Consider the following 19211-nt stretch of genomic DNA (forward strand, 5'->3'; position numbering starts at 1 on the left):
GACAACGAGTCTCTTGGGACCCATAGACGTTTTTCGTGCGCCGCTTCACCGGGGCGTTGTCGAAGTAGGGGCGGAACTGGCGCACGGCGTCCTGGGAGCGGCGGGCCATGAACACCTGGCCGCCCAGCCCGACGATTGCCTGCTCCTTGGTGCCGTGCCCGTAGTGGGCGAAGCGGGTGCGGTAGAGCTCCACCATGCGCGCGGTGTGGTGGGCGGGCCAGAAGATGTTGTTGTGGAAGAAGCCGTCCCCGTAGTAGGCGGCCTGCTCCGCGATCTCCGGGCTGCGGATGGAGCCGTGCCACACGAAGGGCGCTACTCCGTCCAGCGGCCGGGGCGTGGCGGTGAAGCCGTGCAGCGGGGTCCTGAAGCGCCCCTCCCAGTCCACCACGTCCTCGTCCCACAGGCGCCGCAGCAGCGCGTAGTTCTCTACCGCCAGCTGGATGCCGTTGCGGATGTCCTGGCCGAACCAGGGGTAGACGGGCCCGGTGTTGCCGCGCCCGAGCATCAGGTCCACGCGCCCGTCAGCCAGGTGCTGCAGGGTGGCGTAGTCCTCCGCGATCTTCACCGGGTCGTTGGTGGTGATCAGGGTGGTGGAGGTAGACAGCACGATGCGCTTGGTCTGGGCGGCGATGAATCCCAGGGAGGTGGTGGGCGAGGAGACCATGAAGGGCGGGTTGTGGTGCTCGCCCTGGGCAAAGACGTCCAGCCCCACCTCCTCTGCGTGGACGGCGATGCGCACCAGCGCCTTGAGGCGGTCGTGCTCGGTGGGGGCCACGCCGGTGGTGGGATCCACGGTCAGGTCCCCTACGGACATAACGCCGAATTGCATGTTCATGGCGACCTCCAGGTCGGGACGGGAGTTGAACTGCCGACAGTATTTCAAATTTGAACTATCGACGCAAGGGGTAGCCTCCCCCGCCCTAGCGGCGCCTGTTGACCGCGCCCCGGTGGGCCCACTTCGCGTCGGGCCGCTCCAGCGCGTCACACAGGGCGTGCCACACCTCCAGCGGCTCCGCCCCCGCTGGTCGAGTTGATCACCGGACGGGCACAAACATACCTCGGGGCCAAATTACCTCCCCATCCGCCACCGATGGCGACCACAGAGTTGCACTTCGTGGGCCGACCCCAAAACCAGCCAGACGCGTGCGCCTATCCCCCATGCGCTCAGCCTGTAATGCCGCACACCAACCACTCCGCGCTGGATACCGAGAAGATTCCCAAGCCACTATCGAGCCCAGCATTTCCGGCTCTTCACAGGTGGAGGTGGGGGCGGTGGTGGGCGCTGGCGCATTGCCCCCGAGCGCACAAGCGTGCGGTCGTATGTACCCCGTTGCAACATTTGCGAGGCAGGGGTGAGTCGGTCGCGCTCGCGCACACCTCTGGCCAGTGGACGGTAGCGGGCCGGGGCCGGGGGTGAATGTCGCCTCCGCGCGCATGCCACTGGCCCTGGGGAGCGGAGGCGGGGGAGGAGTTCCGCGCTATCAACGGACTGGACAGCTCTGGCCCCGGGGAGCGCAGGCGGGGACACTTCAGCGTTGCCCCTGCCCGGCTGGTTACCTGTCTGGCCCCGGGGAGCGCAGGCGGGGACTGCGGGTTCTGCCCCGAAAGCCTCAGCCAGGCCGGCGGCATTCGGCGCGTGCGCGGGAAACCTCACCCCGCGCGAGGAACCTTAGCCCGCCCGATCCGCTTCCTTGCCTCTCTACAGGGAAACGCCACACGAGCCTCGCGACACCGGTCCTCTTCTTCCGCGTGTCAGTGGCGAACTCTGCGGGGCTCGTTGGTGTTGGGCGGGCCGATCGCGCGCGCCGCGCCTGATCGCTTTGGTCTCATCCGTCGCGGGGCGGCGGGTGGCTTGCGGCCCGGGGCTTGCACAAGCGGTTGAGCCTTTGTTGCAGCTCTTGGGCCCTTGTTGTTCCTCTTGCGCCTTTGTGCAACCTATTGAGGCGTTAACCGGCCCCGTAGCGCTACAAGAGGTGCCATAAAGCCACAAGCGCTACAACAAGGGCCAAACAGGAACCATAAAGGCGCAACCGTTTGCGCAACGACCACCGGCACGGTCCGCTTCCACCTGCCCGGCACGCGCCGGCCAAGAGCCCACGGCACGCTCCCGCCGGCCAGGAGCCCGCAGCCCGCGTCCCTACGTGCTGCCGAGTAGGCGCTCGCGCATGCCGTCCACCACCTGGCCCGTGTACTGGCGCTGCTCCCGCTCCCACTCAACACCGCCACCGCTCCACCAGGACGGCGCCCCAAGACAGCCCCAGGACCGAGCCACCAGCGATCCCAACAGCACAGGCACCACGGAGGCAACGGAGCGGCTACCACGCGCGAAGACCACCCTCACCCCAGCAACACCCTCACCTGTAAGGAGCCGGAAAATCAGTCGTAGGGACCAAGAAACCGCTCTCCATTGAAGTGCAACATGTGAGTTGGCTCATCGGCGAACCAAACCTCAGATTCCCACGCAATCTTATCGGCGTAACGCCGGTACACCGCACGGCTTGGAAAACACGACACAAAAACAAGGCCAGCTGCCGCGTTGACAAAAAGTTCTTCCAGTTCCCGCTTTCGCTTTGCATCGACGGGGCCATGAGATATCACAGCCTCCATCAAAAGAAGCCACCCTCTATCCGGGAGATACACAACTAGATCGGGCATCTTGCCGTGCCGGTCAATGTCAACACCTAGAGCTTTAAGATCATTCTGCGCGAATATAGCCCACTTACTGTCCGCATCCCCAACATATAGCACCACACCTCCCGGGGCATAGCGAGGACAGAACTCTTCCACCATTGACCTAATAAGTTCGTTCTGCCCACCAGGCGATAGAGCAACTAAATCTCCATCCGGAAGCGCGACGGGGATCTTTTCCATCTCTCGCTCGGCGGCATAAAGCGCTATCAGCCCAGGCCGCTCAACAAGATAGTCCCGAAGGCGACTCTGCCAAGCATCGCTACCGTAGCTTGCCAACAGGGTTCTTACTGGCATGGACAGACTGTAGTTCCAATAAGGAGAGTTCACTGGACGCTGCGGATCATCCACATTCTGCACAACAATTCCAGCTTCCACAAACTGATGAAGCGTGAATCGGCGCACAGTTTCTCGAGTATTGGGGGCGTACTCCCTAGCAAATTTATCGCGCATGAAGTCCATGATGGCGCGAGTACCTAAGAGGGGACTTTCTACCTCGGCCCAGGACATGCCGGGCGAGAGATTTGACAGCGCGAGGAGCACCAACGCAGAACGTTCATTGCTGCGTTCTCTATCCATGCCTAGTAGCTCTAGAATATGTCGAGCATCCTCCACAAGGTCGTACGCCTGACCGGACAACTGATTCATGCAACCTTCACCCCACCCTCTAAGTTGCGCTCGCTCCCTTCGACTTCTTCGGGCATGCACCCCATCGCAAGCAGGTCTTCCCTGCCGGGAAAACGCAAACATCTCAAATCTGTAGCATTAACCTGGGTATGCCCAGAAAAAGTTCTAAAGAACTTGTCGATGGTGGCGGAGTTTAGCCACGCACAGATCCCCAGGGCTAGGTCTTTTGTCAACCCAGCACCGCCACAATGAAGAACATTGAGATGATTTTCAAAAGCGATTTCTCCAGGAAAGTCATCCGGAGAGAGAACTGATGCCACAATGCGCCGCTTCTCTTCCTTTGAGCTAAACCTTTTGACCAAGACATACCACCCAGCAGGGAAAAGCATTGCGCGCTCTTTCGCACCAACAGGAACAAACCACTGCGGCTTGCGAATGTCACTGGGCCACGAGACGCCACCGGACTTGAGATTGCCAGGATACAAAAGAGGAACTGCCCCCGACCGCTCAACGGTACTCAGCGCCTGTCTGGATCGATAGTCTACGACTCGCCCAGTCGACACCTGCACACCTAAGTCGCTGAGCACGCACGGCTGTGAGAGAACCGTTGCAACTGCGGCGTTGTCTGAGTTCTCTGCAGCAATCCTGATGAATCGATGGGTGTCACTCGGCATAACTACAGACGTGTAGGGGACGGTCTTAGACTCAATTTCTCCCAGATGGTCCTTACTTGCAGACAACTGCACGTTGGACGCGTCCCCACCCCGCCTCGCTACGAAGACCACGTTTTCTTGCAAAACCCCTGTGTCCGAGAAGACAGATGACCTAGAATCAAAAACGTGAATACGCTCCAGGGCAACATGCTCTAGAAAATGGCGCCGGAATGCCTCAAAGTACGGACCATTGAAAAAGGACCTTGGCGTGATCGCAACAAGCTGTCCACCTTGCTTCAACGCAGCTATGCCGATTACGAGGAATGCCGCATATAGATTGGGAACATCCACGCCGCTTTGCTTCAACGCAAGCCTATGACTACTTTTTGCCGCAAGCTTGCCATATGGCGGGTTTTGTATTACCAAGTCGAACGTACCGTCTATGTCTATTTTTGGAGCGATGCCTGTTGAATCCAAAATGAAGTCTGCCTTGAGTACGGTTGTTTGCACTCTTCCAGCCGAGGCTTGTTCGCAGGCCGCCATCGTGGCACGAAGGTGGGGAATCACGCACGGATCTCGCTCGATGGCGACCACTTCAACGGTTACATCGGGACGCTCAACTAGGACACGGTGCACAAACGCGGCTGTGAGAGCACCAGAGCCCGCGCCTGGGTCTAACAGCCGGAGATGTCCTGTGATAGGTAAGGCGGGGAAGCCAGCGATCAACTGGGCGGCGGAAACCGGGGTGAAGAACTGTCCCAAGGCCCCCTGCGTAGTTGAATCGATGCGTGCGAGGGCCGCTGCCCGCTCACGCTCAGCTACATCTAAGACGTCACTGACGAACATTCATCAATCGTATCTAGCGGCACTAACAACTCAAGTTCAGCTCTCGGACCTCCGGCAGCCCGGCTGCCCGCGCCCGTTCAGGCATTGCCTCGCTACAACCGCGACGCTGTTAGCAGGTTCACGCAGAACACATCCATTGTCACCACCGTCGGGCCGGCGGGGCTTGTCTGCTGTCACTTGCGGGCCCTGCCCCGGTGGGCCCACTTCGCGTCGGGCCGCTCTAGCGCGTCACACAGGGCGTGCCACACCTCCAGCGGCTCCGCCCCCGCCTCCAACGCCTGCGCCGCCGTGGCCCCAAAGCCCGGCAGGTGCACGTCCTGGGCGTAAGAGGGCCCCAGCACGTCCCCGAAAGTCAGCGCCAACGCCGCCCGGAACTCGCTCTGCTTCAAAACCCCGCCCTTTCCCAAAACAAAAGCCTGCGGGCCACGAGACTATCTCGTGGCCCGCAGGCGCGTCGCCCGCTCAAGCTCAGCTGAAACGAGCAACCTCAGGCATGAATGCATCCGGCACGGTGTCAGGAACCTGCACGCCCTCGATCGCGGCGATCCGGTCGCTCACCTCGCGCAGCAGCAGGGACAGCGGCACCCCCAGCGCCACGCAGATCGCGCCGAGCAGCTCGGAGGAAGCCTCCTTCTGCCCGCGCTCCACCTCGCTGAGGTAGCCCAGCGACACGCGCGCGTCCGCAGAAACCTCCCGCAGGGTCCGGCCCTGCTTCAGGCGCAGATCGCGCAGCACGTCGCCGATCTCGCTGCGAAGGATCGGGGTCACGGCCGCCGAAGCTGAAGTCTGATTCACAGGCCTACCGTACCTTGCCGCCGCAGGGGCAGCCATCGGCGTCCGTCCCGTCAGACGGCGCTGAACGTTGCTGGAGCCAGAGGACATCGGAGCACTGTTCGTGTTCATGAGTCCAACCTTACCGACGTTATATGAGTGTTGGCTGAATACCCACAGGCGCGCGCTGCGGCCACCGCCCTCCGCGAGGTCCCGCTGCGACGTCGGCCACCCCGCCCCGACCGGGCGAAAACCGGCCCGTTCACGCAGTGCGGCGCCCGCGCGCAGACCGCACGGCGGCCACCACGTACTGCCCGCCGCTCCACAGGGTCAGCGCCACCGCCACTACGATCAGAGCGCGCGTCAACCACGCCATCCCCACCACCACGCCGGGCGCGGCGAACGTAGACCACGGCACCAGCAGGAAGGTGATGAAACCCAGCTGACAGACCGTCTTGAGCTTGCCCATCCAGGAGGCGGCGATCACCTCCACCCTCGCCAGGAACAGGCGCATCAACGTGATCCCCAGCTCCCGCACGATGATCACCGGGGCCACCCACCACCACAGGCTGCCCTCCCACGTCAGCAGCACCAGGGCGCCGATCACCAGCGCCTTGTCCGCGATCGGGTCCGCCAGCTTGCCGAAGTTGGTGATCCAGTTGTAGCGGCGCGCCAGGTAGCCATCCGCCATGTCGGTGAAAGCGGCCACCACGAACACCGCCACCGCCCACCAGCGCGCCTGCGTCGTGCCCACCAGGAACAGCCACACGAACACCGGCACCATCACCAGCCTGGCCATCGTCATCAGGTTGGCGGGGTTCCACATTGAAACTGGGCGGGAAGTCATGCAGCCACGATAGCGCGCCGCCACACACCGGATTACCACTCCACGGTGGGGCGCGCCACCAAAGCGAGGGGCGAACGCCTACGGTTGCCCTGTACGCCCCCGATAAGGAGGATCAATGACCAGCTCTCGCGGCCGGCTCGCGCAGACCATCGCCATCGGCGTCGTGGCAGGACTAGCGATCGGCACCGGCCTGACCTTCGCCCTGCAGGGAATGCTGGGCGAGGGGCCGCTGCCCCCTAGCGCGGCGCCCAGCACTGCGGCCCCCTCCTCCGCCGCTCAGGGGACGACGACGCCCGCCCCCGCCGCCGCCACCAGTACCGCCCCCTCACCAACCGCGCAGAGCGTGAGCTTCACGATCGGCTACGCCGGGGACGTGCTCACCCACATGCCGGTCTACGACAGCGCCCCAGACGGCGACCTCAGCGGCATCATGGCCCCCTTCGCGGCGTGGACGGCCGGGGTGGACCTGGCGCTGTGCGGGCTGGAGGTGCCGCAGAGCCCGCCCGGCTGGGAGGTGAGCGGCTACCCCATGTTCGGCATGGACCCCGACGTGATCCCGAGCCTGAAGAGCGCCGGGTGGGACGGGTGCGCCACGGCCTCCAACCACTCCCTGGACCGGGGCTGGGAAGGGGTGGTCACCACCCTGGACGCCACGGACGCCGCCGGGCTCGGTGCCGCCGGCACCGGGCGCAGCGAGGCCGAGGCCGCCGCGCCCCAGCTCTACCAGCTGGAGCGCGGCGGGCGCACCGTCACGGTCGCCCAGTTCTCCTCCACCTACGGCACCAACGGCATCCCCCTGCCGGAGCAGGCGCCGTGGTCCGTGGTGCTCAACGACACGGCCACCATGGCGGAGCGGGCCCGCGCGGCCCGCGCCGCCGGCGCCGACGTGGTGGTGCTGCAGATCCAGTGGGGCGCCGAGTACGTCAGCGAACCCACCCCGGAGCAGCGCGCGGAGGCCCAGGCCTTGGCCGAGACCGGGCAGTTCGACGCGATCTTCGGCAACCACGTGCACGTGCCCCAACCCATCGAGAAGGTGGGTAACACCTGGATCTCCTACGGCAGCGGCAACTACATCTCCAACCAGACCCCGGAGTGCTGCGCGCCGCTCTCCCCCGTCGGGCTCTTCCCGGTGCTGGAGGTGACGCTGCCCGCCGGCGGCGGCCCGGCCCAGACCAACATGACCTGGACGGCGCACACCACCGACACCGACGGCGGTCACCGCGTGCACCCGCTGCCGCAGCTGGCCGCCGGGGAACGCCCGGAGGGCCTGACCCTCTCCGAGGGGCAGATTCAGGCCCGCTGGGAGGGGCTGCTGGAGGTCATGGGCGGTGACGCGCTGCTGCGCACCGAGCCCTACACCCCCACTGGGCCGGCCCCAACGCCGCTGCCGCGCCCGCGCTGAGCGAGCGTGGGCGGCGGGGGCTACTCCCGCCCGGTCAGGCCCCAGGCGTCCTCGCTCTCCTCGCCCTCGTCCTCCTCGGCGTACGCCCAGGCGTCCTCGAAGCTCGGGGCGGGCACGCTCTGCCCGCGCAGGCGGGCCAGGGTGGGCTGCAGGTCGTCCACCGGTACCAGCACGGCGCGGGCCTTAGCACCCTCGGAGGGGCCCACCACGCCGCGCGACTCCAGCAGGTCCATGAGGCGACCGGCCTTGGCAAATCCCACCCGCAGCTTGCGCTGCAGCATGGAGGTGGAGCCGAACTGGGAGGAGATGATGAGCTCGGCGGCCTGCAGCATCAGGTCCAGGTCGTCGCCCACCTCCTCCTCGATCTTTTTCTGCGCGGCGGGCGCGATCACGTTCTCCACGTACTTGGGGCGCAGCTGCTGCTTGACGTGCTCCACCACGGAGGCGATCTCGTCCTCCCCCACCCAGGCGCCCTGCACGCGCATCGGCTTGGAGGCGTTGGCGGGCTGGAACAGGGCGTCGCCCTGACCGATCAGCTTCTCCGCGCCCGGGGAGTCCAGGATGACGCGGGAGTCGGCCAGCGAGGTGGTGGCGAAGGCCAGGCGGGCGGGCACGTTGGCCTTGATCAGGCCGGTGATGACGTCCACGGAGGGGCGCTGGGTGGCCAGCACCAGGTGGATGCCGGCGGCGCGCGCCAGCTGGGTGATGCGCTGGATGGAGGCCTCCACGTCGCGCGGCGCCACCATCATCAGGTCGGCCATCTCGTCGACCACCACCAGGATGTAGGGGTAGGGCGTCAGCACGCGCTCGCTGCCCGGCGGGGCGGTCAGGGAGCCGGAGCGGATCGCCTCGTTGAGCTGGTCGACGTGCCTGAAGCCGAACACCTGCAGGTCCTGGTAGCGCGAGTCCATCTCCTTGACCACCCACTCCAGGGCCTCGGCGGCCTTCTTGGCGTCGGTGATGATCGGGGTGATCAGGTGCGGGATGCCCTCGTACGCGGTCAGCTCCACGCGCTTGGGGTCCACCAGGATCAGGCGCACCTCCTCCGGGGTGGAGCGCATCAGCACCGAGATGATCATGGAGTTGACGAAGCTGGACTTACCGGAGCCGGTGGAGCCGGCCACGAGCAGGTGGGGCATCTTGGCCATGTTGGCCACCACGAAGCCGCCCTCGACGTCCTTGCCGACGCCCACCAGCAGCGGGTGGTCGTTGCCGAGCGCGATGGAGGAGCGCAGCACGTCGCCCAGCGCCACGGTCTCGCGGTCGGTGTTGGGGATCTCCACACCGATGGCGGACTTGCCCGGGATCGGGGACAGGATGCGCACGTCCGGGGAGGCCACGGCGTAGGCGATGTTCTTGGACAGGGCGGTGATTCGTTCCACCTTCACGCCCGGGCCCACCTGGAGCTCGTAGCGCGTCACGGTCGGGCCGCGGGAGAAGCCGGTTACCTGCGCGTCTACGTTGAACTGCTCCAGCACCTGGGTGAGGGCGTCCACCACCTGATCGTTGGTGGCGGTGCGCTCCTGGTGCGGGGTGCCGCGCTTGAGCAGGTCGTCGGCCGGCAGGCTGTAGGTGACCCCCGGGTTTTCCGCGAGCTCCACCTCGCCGCCGGGCAGGGAGGCCAGGGGCAGCTGCTCCTGCTTCTCCTGCCGCCCCACCAGGCTGATCGGCTCCGTGGGCAGCTGGTCGTTCTCCCGGGGGCTCTGGCGGGTGGGGCGTCCCTTCGCGGCCGCCCGCGCCGAGGCGAGCTGCTGGGTGGGCAGGCCGGCGCCCATTACCTCGGTGGGGCCGACGTCCTGGCCGGCCGTGCCGTCTTCCCAGTCGCCCTCAGGGCCGGCCTGCTCGACCTCGGGGGCCGGGCCCTTCGGCTTACCTCCCCGCTTCATCTTGTCAAAGAACGACTCGCGGGCCTCCTCCGTCACGACTGCGGTGTCATAGGGCACGGTGTTGGGCGGCAGGGCGGCCGGGTCTGCAGCGTCGTCCACCTGGCCACGACCGGTCACGGCGGCGTAGGCGGCGCGCAGGCGGGCGGGGATCTGGGCCACCGGGGTGGAGGTGGCCAGCAGCAGGCCGTAGACGGTCAGCAGGATCAGCACCGGCACGGCCGCCCAGTTCGAGAGCAGCAGGCCCAGGGCGTGACCGAACACGAAGCCCAGCAGGCCCCCGGCCGCCTCCCAACCGGCCAGGGTGGTGGGCGAGCCCACGGCGATGTGCGTGATGCCGGTGACCCCGGCGGCCATCCCGATCCCGCCCAGGGTGGGGGCCAGCAGGGAAGTCGCCGACGGGCGCAGCATCATGCGCAGCGCCCCAAAGCCCAGCAGCAGCGGCAGCAGCACCGCGTACAGGCCAACCGCGCCGGCGGCCACGTGGTGCAGGGCCACCCCGAGGATGCCGGAGAGCTGGAACCACTCGCGCAGGCCGATCACGATGGCCAGGGCCAGCAGGATGAAGGCGATGCCGTCGCGGCGCAGCGCGGGGTCGGCCGCCTCGCCGCGCCCGATGGCGCGCACTACTGAACCGAAGGCGCCGGTGAATCCGCCCCACATGCGCACCAGCAGGTTGCGGCGGGGCGGCGGGACCGGGTCGGCTGACTTCTTCTGGGAGGTGACCTTGTTGGGCTTTCGCACAGCACTCATAGTGGACCCAACCTATCCTGCACGGCCCGCCGGGACCGGGAGGCCGGGCCGCGTGGGGGCAAGCCCGCGCGGCCCGCTCAGCAGGCGCGTTCCCGCAGCATCTCCTTGTAGGCCACCATCGTGTGGTCGATCTCATCGCGGGTGGGGCACGTGGCCGGCCCCTGGCGCTGGCAGGTGATCGCCGCAGCCACGTTGGCCCGCTCGGCGGCGCTAAGCACGTCCATCCCGTCCATCAGGGAGGCCACCAGCACGCCGGTGTGCGCGTCCCCCGCACCCGTGGTGTCCACGGCGTGCGCGATCGGGTAGGCCGGCACCGTGGTGACGTCCACGCAGCCGTTTTGCAGCACCTCGCAGCCGAACTCGCCGGTGCGGCGCACCAGCAGGCGACCGGGCCGGATCAGGGTGCTCAGCTCGCTCCAGTCGGACATGCCAAAGCGCTCCTGCAGCAGCACGGCCTCGCGCCGGTTCATGGTCAGCACGTCCACGCGGCACAGCACCTGGCGCAGCAGCTCCGGGTCGATCTCGTCCACGATCGGGCCGGTGTCTATCACCAGCACCACGCCCTCGGGCAGGGTCTCCAGCCAGGGGGCCAGCACGGGGGCGGAGGAGGCGTAGGCCAGGTCGTAGCCGGAGACGTACAGGTAGTCGCCCGCAAAGAGCCGCAGCGCGTCCAGGTCCTCCCGCTGGGGCTCGGCCTCCACCCCCAGGGTGGTGATGAAGGTGCGCTCGCCGGTGGACTCCACCAGCGCGATGCACTGGCCCGTGTCCCCCACCATGTCGTCAAAGAGGGTGCTGATGCCCTCCTGCGCCAGGGCCACGCGCACCTGCGCGGAGTTGGGGCCTGTGCCCAGCGGGGAGGCCAGCGAGACGGACACGCCCTGCCGGGCGGCGGCGGAGACGACGTTGAAGCCGCCTCCCACCACCGTGCCGGGCGAGGTGGCCAGCACGTCGGCGCCGCGTTCGGGCAGGTGGTCCACCCACATCGGCAGGTCGATGACCACGGACCCGGTAGAGATGAAGCGCGGGGAAAATAACGCGCGCGGCAGGGGAGCCTGGCCTATGTCAGAAGGCTGGGCTTGCACCGGCATTTCTTCTCCTCAAAAGCAGTTATGCGCGGGAACGCACGCCAGAAGTATCGCAAGGCAACATTGGCTTGACCAATACCTCTTGGGCACTGTGACCGGTACCGCGAGGTTCGATCAGCAGCGACTCTCATTTTCTATCACATTGATGAGCGAAAACTGCGGCGGATGATCAAGCCTCCACCACGAATGGCACGATCATTGGGCGGCGGCGCAGCTCCCTGCTGACAAAGCGTCCCAAAACCCGCCGCAGTGCCTGCTGGGCGTGGTACACCTCTGCGCCGCGCGAGGAGACCGCCTCGCGCAGGGCACGGTCCAGCTCCGGCAGGATCGGGTCGAAGGCGGAGTCGTCCTCCGCCATGCCGCGGGCCTGGATGTGGGGGCCGGAGAGCACGGTGCCGCTAGAGAAGTCCACGGCCGCAAACACTGACACGAAGCCCTCCTGGGACAAGATGCGCCGGTCCATCAGCTCCGCTTCGCTGATCTCGCCCACGCTCGAGCCGTCCACGTAGACGTGCCCGCACGGCACCTGGCCGGCGATGCGCGCCTTGCCGCCGGAGACGTCCACCACCACACCGTCCTCGGCCAGCATCACGTTGGCGGCGGGGATGCCGGTCTTGACCGCGAGCGCGCCGTTGGCCACCAGGTGGCGGATCTCGCCGTGGATGGGCATGACGTTCTTGGGCTGGACGATGTTGTAGCAGTAGAGCAGTTCGCCGGAGCTGGCGTGCCCGGAGACGTGGACGCGTGCGTTGGCCTGGTGGACCACCTTGGCGCCCAGGCGGGTCAGCCCGTTGATGACCCGGTAGACGGAGTTCTCGTTACCGGGAATAAGGGAGGAGGCGAAGATGACGGTGTCCCCCGGCCCCACCTCAACGGTGGAGTGGGTGCCGTGGGCGATGCGGGACAGGGCAGCCATGGGCTCGCCCTGGCTGCCGGTGGCCATGTAGACGCGCCGCTGCGGCGGCAGAGCGTTGACGGTCTTGAGGTCGCTGATCACGCCGTCGGGGACGGTGAGGAACCCACGCTCGGCGGCGATGTTCATGTTGCGCTCCATGGAGCGGCCGATCAGGGCCACGTGGCGGCCGTGCTTGTGGGCGGCGTCCAGCACCTGCTGCACGCGGTGGACGTGGGAGGCGAAGGAGGCCACCACGATCTGGCCGGTGGCGGCCGCGAACACGGAGTCCAGCACCGGGCCGATCTCCCGCTCCGGGGTGGTGAATCCGGGCACCTCGGCGTTGGTGGAGTCCACCAGGAACACGTCCACGCCCTCCTCGCCCAGGCGGGCGAAGGCACGCAGGTCGGTGATGCGCCCGTCCAGGGGCAGCTGGTCCATCTTGAAGTCGCCGGTGATGAGGGCACTGGCGGCGCTGGTGCGCACCATGACGGCCAGGGCGTCCGGGATGGAGTGGTTGACGGCCACGAACTCCAGGTCGAAGGGGCCTAGCTTGACGCGCTCGCCCTCCTCCACCACGCGCTTGGGCGGGGACACCCTGTGCTCGTCCAACTTCGGGGTGACGAAGGCCAGGGTGAGCTCGCTGCCCAGCAGCTCGATGTCCTCGCGCAACCTCAGCAGGTATGGCACAGCGCCGATGTGGTCCTCGTGGCCGTGGGTGAGCACCACGCCGACCACGTCATCCATGCGGTCCTCGATGTAGCTGAAGTCCGGCAGGATCAAGTCAACGCCGGGCTGGGCCTCCTCTGGGAAGAGCACGCCGCAGTCAACCACCAGCAGCTTGCCGTCCACCTCCAGCACGGTCATGTTGCGGCCCACCTCGCCGAGTCCTCCAAGCGCGACTATGCGCATGGTGTTGGCTGGCAGGGGTCCCGGGGCACGCAAAGAGGTAGTCACGCCTCCAATTGTCCCACCTATTGCCCGGCGGACACTAATCATGTCCGGCCGGTTGCCACCCGGCGAGCCGTCGCGGCGACCGCATGGACGACGTCGGCCTCCCGCCCCTCCCAGCGCACGCGGCCGGTACTAGCGGCGCCGCTGACCGGCGACGTCGGCCACCCACCCCAAGCCGAGCTGCGGCCGGAGCGCGCGGCGGCCTAGAGCATGGAGTGGGCGCGTAGGACGTCGGCCAGGTGGGCGACGTCGGCCTCCGGCGCCTCCACCAGGGGCAGACGCAGGGTGGGGGTGGGCAAAATGCCCTGCAGGTGAAGGGCGTGTTTGGCCATGACCGCGCCCTGGCCGGTGCCCATGATCGCGGCGACCACATCACGTAGGTCGCGGGCTACCGCCCTCGCGCCGGCCAGGTCGCCACAGTCCACCAGGGAAACAAGCTGCTTGTACTGGGCGGCGGCCACGTGCCCCACCACGGAGACCACGCCGGCGGCGCCGTGGGCCAGCCAGGCGAAGTTGAGGCCGTCGTCGCCGGAGTAGAACTCCAGGCCAGTGCGGGCGATCGCATCGAATCCGTGGGCCACGTTGCCGGTGGCGTCCTTTACCGCCAAGACGGGCTCCAGGGCGGCCAGGCGGTCCAGGGTCGCATCCTCCAGGCGCACGCCGGTACGGCCGGGGATGTCGTAGAGCATGGCGGGCAGCTCGGCGGCCTCGATGACGGCGCGCATGTGCCGGTAGACGCCCTCCTGGCTGGGGCGGTTGTAGTAGGGCGGCAGCACCAGCACGCCGTGGGCGCCGCTGCGCTTGGCCCCTTTTGCGATGCGCACCGCGTGGGCCGTGTCGTTGGAGCCGGCGCCGGCGGTGATGAAGGCTTCGCTTCCAACCTCTTCCACCACCGCAGCCACCAGTTCGTCTTTCTCCGGCTGGTGGGTGGTGGGCGATTCGCCCGTGGTGCCGTTCAGGACGATGCCATCGCAGCCCTGGTCCACTAGGTGGCGAGCTAGGCGGCGAGCGGTGGGGATGTCCACCGAGCCGTCGGCGTGGAACGGCGTAACCATGGCGACGATGACGGAACCGAAAACGCGCTTTAGCTCACTCATAGTTGCACCCTAATGCGAGCGAGCTCACCTGCCCACATTCCGATTCCTTTGTTTCAAAAGGCGGACGGACGGGGGTGTGGGGCTGGGTGAGGGCCCGCGCGTTTTCGCCCCGCCGCGCGCTCACCGTCCGGCCGGTCACCATTTGGGCGACCACAGTTCGCGCACCGTCCTCGCCCCGGCCCGCGCTGTGCCCACCGGCCCAGGCATTTAGGGTGGGTGCCATGCAAACCGCCTCGCGCTACGTGCGCCCCGCCCTCGCCTCAGATCTGCCCGCGCTGGCCCGCCTTCACGCCGCCTACGTGGACTGGCTGGGACGCGCGGCCAGCGATACCGCAGCGCCTTGGGTTTTGGCCGACGACGCCCCTGCCGCCTCCCCCACTTCCCCGGCCGCTGCGAGCGCCGCCGTGGAGGCCAGCCTGGCGGGCCTGAGCGCGGCGCGCGCGGCGAGCGCGCGCGGCGCCCACCTGTTGGCGGCCGTGGAGGACGAGGCCCCGGTGGGGTTCGTGTTGAGCGTGCCAGTACAGTCGCCGGAGGCGGAGCAGGTGACGCCGCAGGGGCTGGAGCTGGCCGCCTCGGCCAGCGCGGAGCTGGCCTACCTGGTGGTGGCGCCCGGGGCCGGGGAAGGCCACGGCGAACGTTTACTGGCTGCGTTGGCGGATGTGTGCCGCGATGAGTCGCACACGGCCCTGCGCGCTTGGGTGCCCACGGTGGACCAGCGGCTCACCGAGCTGCTCACCGACTCCGGCTTTGCACCGGCCGGGGTGGAGGTGCAGTTGGACGCCGGCGCAGGCGCCCCCATCAAGGCCCGCCTCTACGCCACCACCCTCTAGGGCCGCGCGCGTCCCGGCGGCTTCCCTTCCGCCGAAACCTGTCCAACCCCGCCGGGCCTTGTCCAAACGCGCCGGGCCTTGTCCAACCCCCGCGAGACTTGTCCTTAGCGGGCCTTCTAAGGACAAGTTTCGGCGCCTATTGACAAGTTTCGGCGCGCGCTGCTTGGGCCCCATCCCGCGCCGCCGCCCCAGCCACGGCGGTCGTGAGGCTTCCGGCGGCAAGCAGCGGGTAGGCCACCTCCCAGCCGCCCAGGACGCGCGCCAGCTTGCCGCCGTCCACGATCAGTCCGTGGAAGCGCGCCAGCTCCGCTGCGGTGAAACCGGCCTCGGCCACCAGCGGGTCCAGGGCGCGCTTGGCCGCGCCGTAGCTGGGGTAGTGCCCGAATCCTGCGGCGGCCAGCAGGCGGCGGGCGTAGAGGTCGTAGATGAACACGGGCCGGTCGTAGACGTAGACCAGCAGGTCATCGGCCGTCTCCTCCCCGATCCCCCGCACCGCAAGCAGCTCGCGGCGCAGCAGCCCGGCCTCCAGGCGCTGGGCTTCCGGGTCGCGCTCCTGGAACCAGCACGCCAGCGCCTTCAGATAGCCGGTCTTGGCCTTCCAGAATCCGGCCGGGCGGATCAGGGCGGCCAGGTGGGCGTCGTCGGCCAACAAGAGGCGCTGCGGCGTCAGTAATCCCGCCGCGTCCAGGTTCGCGATCGCGGCGGACGCGTTGGCCCAGTTCGTGTTCTGGGTGAGCACGGCCCCGGCGGCGATCTCGAAGCGCGTGCGGCCGGGCCACCAGTGCCCGCTCGGCACCTGGGCGGAAAGCAGCTCGAACAGCGCCCGCATGGCCGGCGCGGGCCCTACTTCCAGAAGTCCACCCCGCGCAGCTCCACCGGGTGTTGCTCGGAGGTGACCTGAACCGACGTGATGGTCTGGCCCGCCACTGCCTCCGGCAGCTCCACACGCACGGTGCCCAGCAGGTAGACGCCGTTGTCCAGATCGGAGGCACGGTTGACCACCGCCTGGTCCGTGGCCTCCACGCCGAACTCGAACTCGCTGCCGTCCTTGAGACCCAGACGCACCCTCAGCGCGGTGCCAGGCCCGTCGTAGGTGCCAGAGGGCGCAACGTGCAACGCCACGCCCTTGGCTCCCGCCACCTCCAGCTCGGCCTTGGCGTCGGTCAGGTAGTTCACCGGGGTGACGATCTGCACCACGCCGTTCTCCGGTGCCGGGCAGGCGTTGTCTACCGCGACCGGGCTCATCGGGTCCGGGTTCACGCACTCGACGGCACTCTGCCCGGAGACCGCCTTGAAGTCGCCCGGCTGCAGGCTCACCAGCGCGCCGGGCGTGTGGGCCAGCCAGCGCGCCTGCAGGCCGGCAACGGTGGCGGGCAGCTTGTGGGCGGCGCTGACCGGCAGCGTCGTCTCCGCGCCACGCACGGTGGCACCCAACCAGTCGGTGGCAACCTCGGTCATGACGCGCTCGTGCTCGGCGGCGTCGGGGCAGTCGCGCTCGTCGCAGCCGATGCGATCATCGGTGCCGGCCGTAGAGGCGGTGCGGTTTACCCACATGTGCCCCAGGCCGGGCACGGCCACCACGGCGGCCGGCTGGGTGCGGGCCTTGTCCAGGTAGTGCCCCACCCACAGGTTGGCCGACGTGCCCACGTCCGCGTCCGCCTCCCCCACCAGGGCCAGGTAGGCGACGTCGGCCGGAGCGGGCGTGATGCTGGCCAGGTCAAAGGTGTCGTAGGCCGGGCCGTAGGCGAAAGCGCCCTTGACGTTGCCCTCCCCGAACAGCTCGATGGCCGGCTCGATCAGCGTGCCCGAGCGCGAGTGCAGCACCAGCCCCACCCGGGTCAGGTCCACCGGTGCGGCCAGCTCGGTGCCTAGCGTCTCCTTGGCGGCGTCCTCATTCAGGGCGCCCACCAGCTGCCCGACCGCGTCCTTCCACATCTGGTTCTGGTCGTAGGGATCGGTGACGTCCGCGCCCACGAACACCCCGCCCAGGTCCGGGATCACCACGGCGTAGCCCTGTGCGGCCAGCGCCTCACCCAGGTAGACCATGCCGCGGTCGTAGCGGTTTTCCTGCGCCCCGTCCGCGCACGGATAGGCGAAGGTGGCGTCGGTGCAGTTGGGGGCACGCAAGTGGCTGACTACTACCAGCGGCGTGGGAGCGTCTGCCTGCTTGGGAAGGACCACCTGGCCGCGCAGCGGAGCGCTGAAATCCCCGACGGTGACGTTGCCCAGGTCCACCTCCACCACCGTCGACTTGCCGTCGGCGCTGTCGCTCGCCTTAGGGGCGGCCACCTCGCGGTCTGCCGGGGCGTGGGGGCCGTCCTGCTCCATCGGCATCTCTATTTCGCCCGCCGTCTCCGAGGGCGCCGCCTCACCGCCCGCGCCCGTGTTCGAGCATGCGCCCAACCCAAACAGAGCCGTCGCGGCCGTCAGGGCCAGGCCCGCGCGTACCCACGTCTTCTTCGCCAAGGTGTTCACTTCCGTTTCTAGCCGTTGCGCGGCCACGTTGTGCGCCGCCGGGAACAGCCTACGGTGCGAACCTGGGGCGCACCTTAAACCGCAGCCCGAGTGGCCGGTGCGCGCCGCCTGCGCCCGCTGCGGTCGCTTTGCTGGCCGACGGCCGGGCCGCAGCGATCGGTGGCCGGGGTTGTCCACCGCTGTGTCCCGAACTGGTTGTGGGTTGGGGATGGTGTGGTTAGGGTTCTTATCGCTAGTGAGCGTGGGTGCTCTAGTAGAGAGGGAAGGTTGGTTGTTATGGCTAACGCCTATGGTTACACGCCCGAAGAGATGCGTCGTATTGGTAGCCAGTTGGTCTCCATCAAGGCAGAGATCGACGGCAAGGTCCAAGAAGCCCTGGCCGCCGTCAACGGCCTGATCGGTTCTGGTTTCACCACCCAGGCCGCTTCTGGCGCCTACTCCGAACAATTCCAGCAGCTCTCTACCGGGTTGAAGCAGGTCAACGAGAGCATGGAGCCCCTGGGTAACTTCCTGACCCAGTACGCCAACGCGGTTGTGGACATGGACACCCAGATGAGTGCTTCCCTGCGCGGCTAATTCACTGTTTGGCTCTGCCAGCCTCGGGGGCACGCGCGTTATTCGTGTCCCCGGGGCTGGCCTAGTTCAAAGCGAAGGGAGGGTGGTTTTGCAGTCCATCAGGGTTGATGTTGGCGCGCTAGGCACGATTGGGGCCTCGGCTAAGACGATCGCTTTGGAGTTTGAGGGTGCCAACACGAACTCCAACACCATTGCCGGTGCTGTGGGGCATGGGGGTTTGAGTCAGACCGTGCGCGGTTTTGCCCATGACTGGGACGACAAACGCCAAAAGTTCATCGACGCCCTCAAAGCCTTCTCCGACGCCTCCCTGGCCGTGGCTGACGCCTGGATCAAGTTCGACCAAGACGGCGCCGACACCCTCAACGGCCAAGGCTCTGCCGGCGCCGCTGGTGGCGCCACCGGGGGCGGGGCCAGCACCCACCCGACAGCCACAATCGCCTAAACACCACCCCCACCCCGCCCCGGGCCCCTCACCGACCCGGTCCGTATCGACCAAGGCGGGCACGGTGGCGCAGGCATCCAGGCCGCGTGACTGGATAGGCGTAGTGGCTGACCACGCGGCGCGAGCGACCATGCTCCAGGAGCAGCCAGGTGTGGCAGGCGACCATGTGGCGTGACCGGACAGGCACCGCCAGCGGCCAGGCACCACGAGCGGCCAGGCGCCGTGGCCTGGGTTGGTGGCCTGGGTGCTCTCGGTGGGCGTGGCTGGGGGCTGCAGTGCGCAAACGACTGAGGGGTTAGTGAACCTGTCGAGGGCTTACTGCAGCTCTCGAGGGGTTAGTGAACCTTTCGAGGGGTTACCGCTTCGGGTAACCCCTCAATTAATGCACTA

General features: G+C 67.5%; 17 protein-coding genes. 4 read left to right on the top strand and 13 right to left on the bottom strand.

Translation table 11 applies throughout. The annotated features are described in order from the left end of the window. The 7 genes from AC4PWQ_RS04310 to pgsA form a co-directional block, all read right to left on the bottom strand. Positions 1-883, bottom strand: an 883-nt coding sequence (locus tag AC4PWQ_RS04310) for a CE1758 family FMN-dependent luciferase-like monooxygenase (protein ID WP_492089850.1), incomplete at its 3' end; no start/stop codon positions are given. 1254 nt (positions 884-2137) lie between these two features. Next, complete coding sequence (locus AC4PWQ_RS04315; RefSeq protein ID WP_492089851.1) at positions 2138-2341, bottom strand: hypothetical protein; 204 nt, start codon at positions 2339-2341, stop codon at positions 2138-2140. 35 nt (positions 2342-2376) lie between these two features. Continuing rightward, positions 2377-3336 (bottom strand): BsuBI/PstI family type II restriction endonuclease, encoded by a 960-nt coding sequence (locus tag AC4PWQ_RS04320; protein WP_371174288.1) that lies wholly within the window; start codon positions 3334-3336, stop codon positions 2377-2379. Beyond that, positions 3333-4814: an Eco57I restriction-modification methylase domain-containing protein gene (locus AC4PWQ_RS04325; RefSeq protein WP_371174289.1), complete on the bottom strand. Its 1482-nt coding sequence runs from the start codon at positions 4812-4814 to the stop codon at positions 3333-3335. Before AC4PWQ_RS04325 ends, AC4PWQ_RS04320 begins: the two co-directional genes overlap by 4 nt. Before the next feature lie 173 nt (positions 4815-4987). Beyond that, the gene (locus tag AC4PWQ_RS04330) at positions 4988-5203 is read right to left on the bottom strand and encodes a DUF3046 domain-containing protein (RefSeq protein WP_371151913.1); all 216 of its coding nucleotides are present in this window, start codon (positions 5201-5203) and stop codon (positions 4988-4990) included. A gap of 79 nt (positions 5204-5282) precedes the next feature. Further along, positions 5283-5645 carry a helix-turn-helix domain-containing protein gene (locus AC4PWQ_RS04335; RefSeq protein ID WP_492089857.1) on the bottom strand — a complete coding sequence of 121 codons (363 nt, stop codon included), beginning with the start codon at positions 5643-5645 and terminating at the stop codon, positions 5283-5285. A gap of 202 nt (positions 5646-5847) precedes the next feature. Beyond that, the gene (gene pgsA / locus AC4PWQ_RS04340) at positions 5848-6432 is read right to left on the bottom strand and encodes a CDP-diacylglycerol--glycerol-3-phosphate 3-phosphatidyltransferase (RefSeq protein ID WP_492089852.1); all 585 of its coding nucleotides are present in this window, start codon (positions 6430-6432) and stop codon (positions 5848-5850) included. A gap of 115 nt (positions 6433-6547) precedes the next feature. Here pgsA and AC4PWQ_RS04345 point away from each other — a divergent pair, with 115 nt between their 5' ends. Then, on the top strand, positions 6548-7834 hold the full coding sequence (locus tag AC4PWQ_RS04345) for a CapA family protein (protein ID WP_371151910.1): 1287 nt from the start codon (positions 6548-6550) through the stop codon (positions 7832-7834). A gap of 20 nt (positions 7835-7854) precedes the next feature. Here the strand turns inward: AC4PWQ_RS04345 and AC4PWQ_RS04350 are convergent, their stop codons facing one another. The 4 genes from AC4PWQ_RS04350 to dapA form a co-directional block, all read right to left on the bottom strand. Further along, positions 7855-10470 carry a DNA translocase FtsK gene (locus tag AC4PWQ_RS04350; protein WP_492089853.1) on the bottom strand — a complete coding sequence of 872 codons (2616 nt, stop codon included), beginning with the start codon at positions 10468-10470 and terminating at the stop codon, positions 7855-7857. Between the two features lie 77 nt (positions 10471-10547). Beyond that, the gene (locus AC4PWQ_RS04355) at positions 10548-11558 is read right to left on the bottom strand and encodes a PfkB family carbohydrate kinase (protein ID WP_371151908.1); all 1011 of its coding nucleotides are present in this window, start codon (positions 11556-11558) and stop codon (positions 10548-10550) included. Between the two features lie 166 nt (positions 11559-11724). Beyond that, a complete protein-coding gene (locus tag AC4PWQ_RS04360; RefSeq protein WP_492089858.1) occupies positions 11725-13359 on the bottom strand; it encodes a ribonuclease J in 1635 nt (544 codons plus the stop codon). Positions 13360-13604: 245 nt separating this feature from the next. Continuing rightward, positions 13605-14498, bottom strand: coding sequence for a 4-hydroxy-tetrahydrodipicolinate synthase (dapA, locus tag AC4PWQ_RS04365; protein ID WP_492089854.1), 894 nt, complete (start codon positions 14496-14498; stop codon positions 13605-13607). 221 nt (positions 14499-14719) lie between these two features. Between dapA and AC4PWQ_RS04370 the strand changes: the two genes are divergently transcribed. Next, entirely contained in the window at positions 14720-15328 is a 609-nt protein-coding gene (locus tag AC4PWQ_RS04370; protein ID WP_371151906.1) for a GNAT family N-acetyltransferase, read from the top strand. 136 nt (positions 15329-15464) lie between these two features. On the opposite strand, the gene AC4PWQ_RS04375 is transcribed toward AC4PWQ_RS04370, so the two are convergent. Further along, positions 15465-16157 carry an endonuclease III domain-containing protein gene (locus tag AC4PWQ_RS04375; protein ID WP_371151905.1) on the bottom strand — a complete coding sequence of 231 codons (693 nt, stop codon included), beginning with the start codon at positions 16155-16157 and terminating at the stop codon, positions 15465-15467. A 14-nt stretch (positions 16158-16171) separates the two neighbouring features. Next, positions 16172-17803, bottom strand: a complete 1632-nt coding sequence (locus AC4PWQ_RS04380) for an alpha/beta hydrolase (protein WP_492089855.1) — start codon at positions 17801-17803, stop codon at positions 16172-16174. A gap of 276 nt (positions 17804-18079) precedes the next feature. On the opposite strand from AC4PWQ_RS04380, the gene AC4PWQ_RS04385 reads away from it, so the two are divergent. Further along, the gene (locus AC4PWQ_RS04385; RefSeq protein WP_371151903.1) at positions 18080-18379 is read left to right on the top strand and encodes a WXG100 family type VII secretion target; all 300 of its coding nucleotides are present in this window, start codon (positions 18080-18082) and stop codon (positions 18377-18379) included. A gap of 82 nt (positions 18380-18461) precedes the next feature. Then, positions 18462-18821 carry a hypothetical protein gene (locus tag AC4PWQ_RS04390; RefSeq protein ID WP_492089856.1) on the top strand — a complete coding sequence of 120 codons (360 nt, stop codon included), beginning with the start codon at positions 18462-18464 and terminating at the stop codon, positions 18819-18821. Positions 18822-19211: the final 390 nt, after the last annotated feature.

It is taken from the genome of Buchananella sp. 103232, from assembly GCF_058725725.1.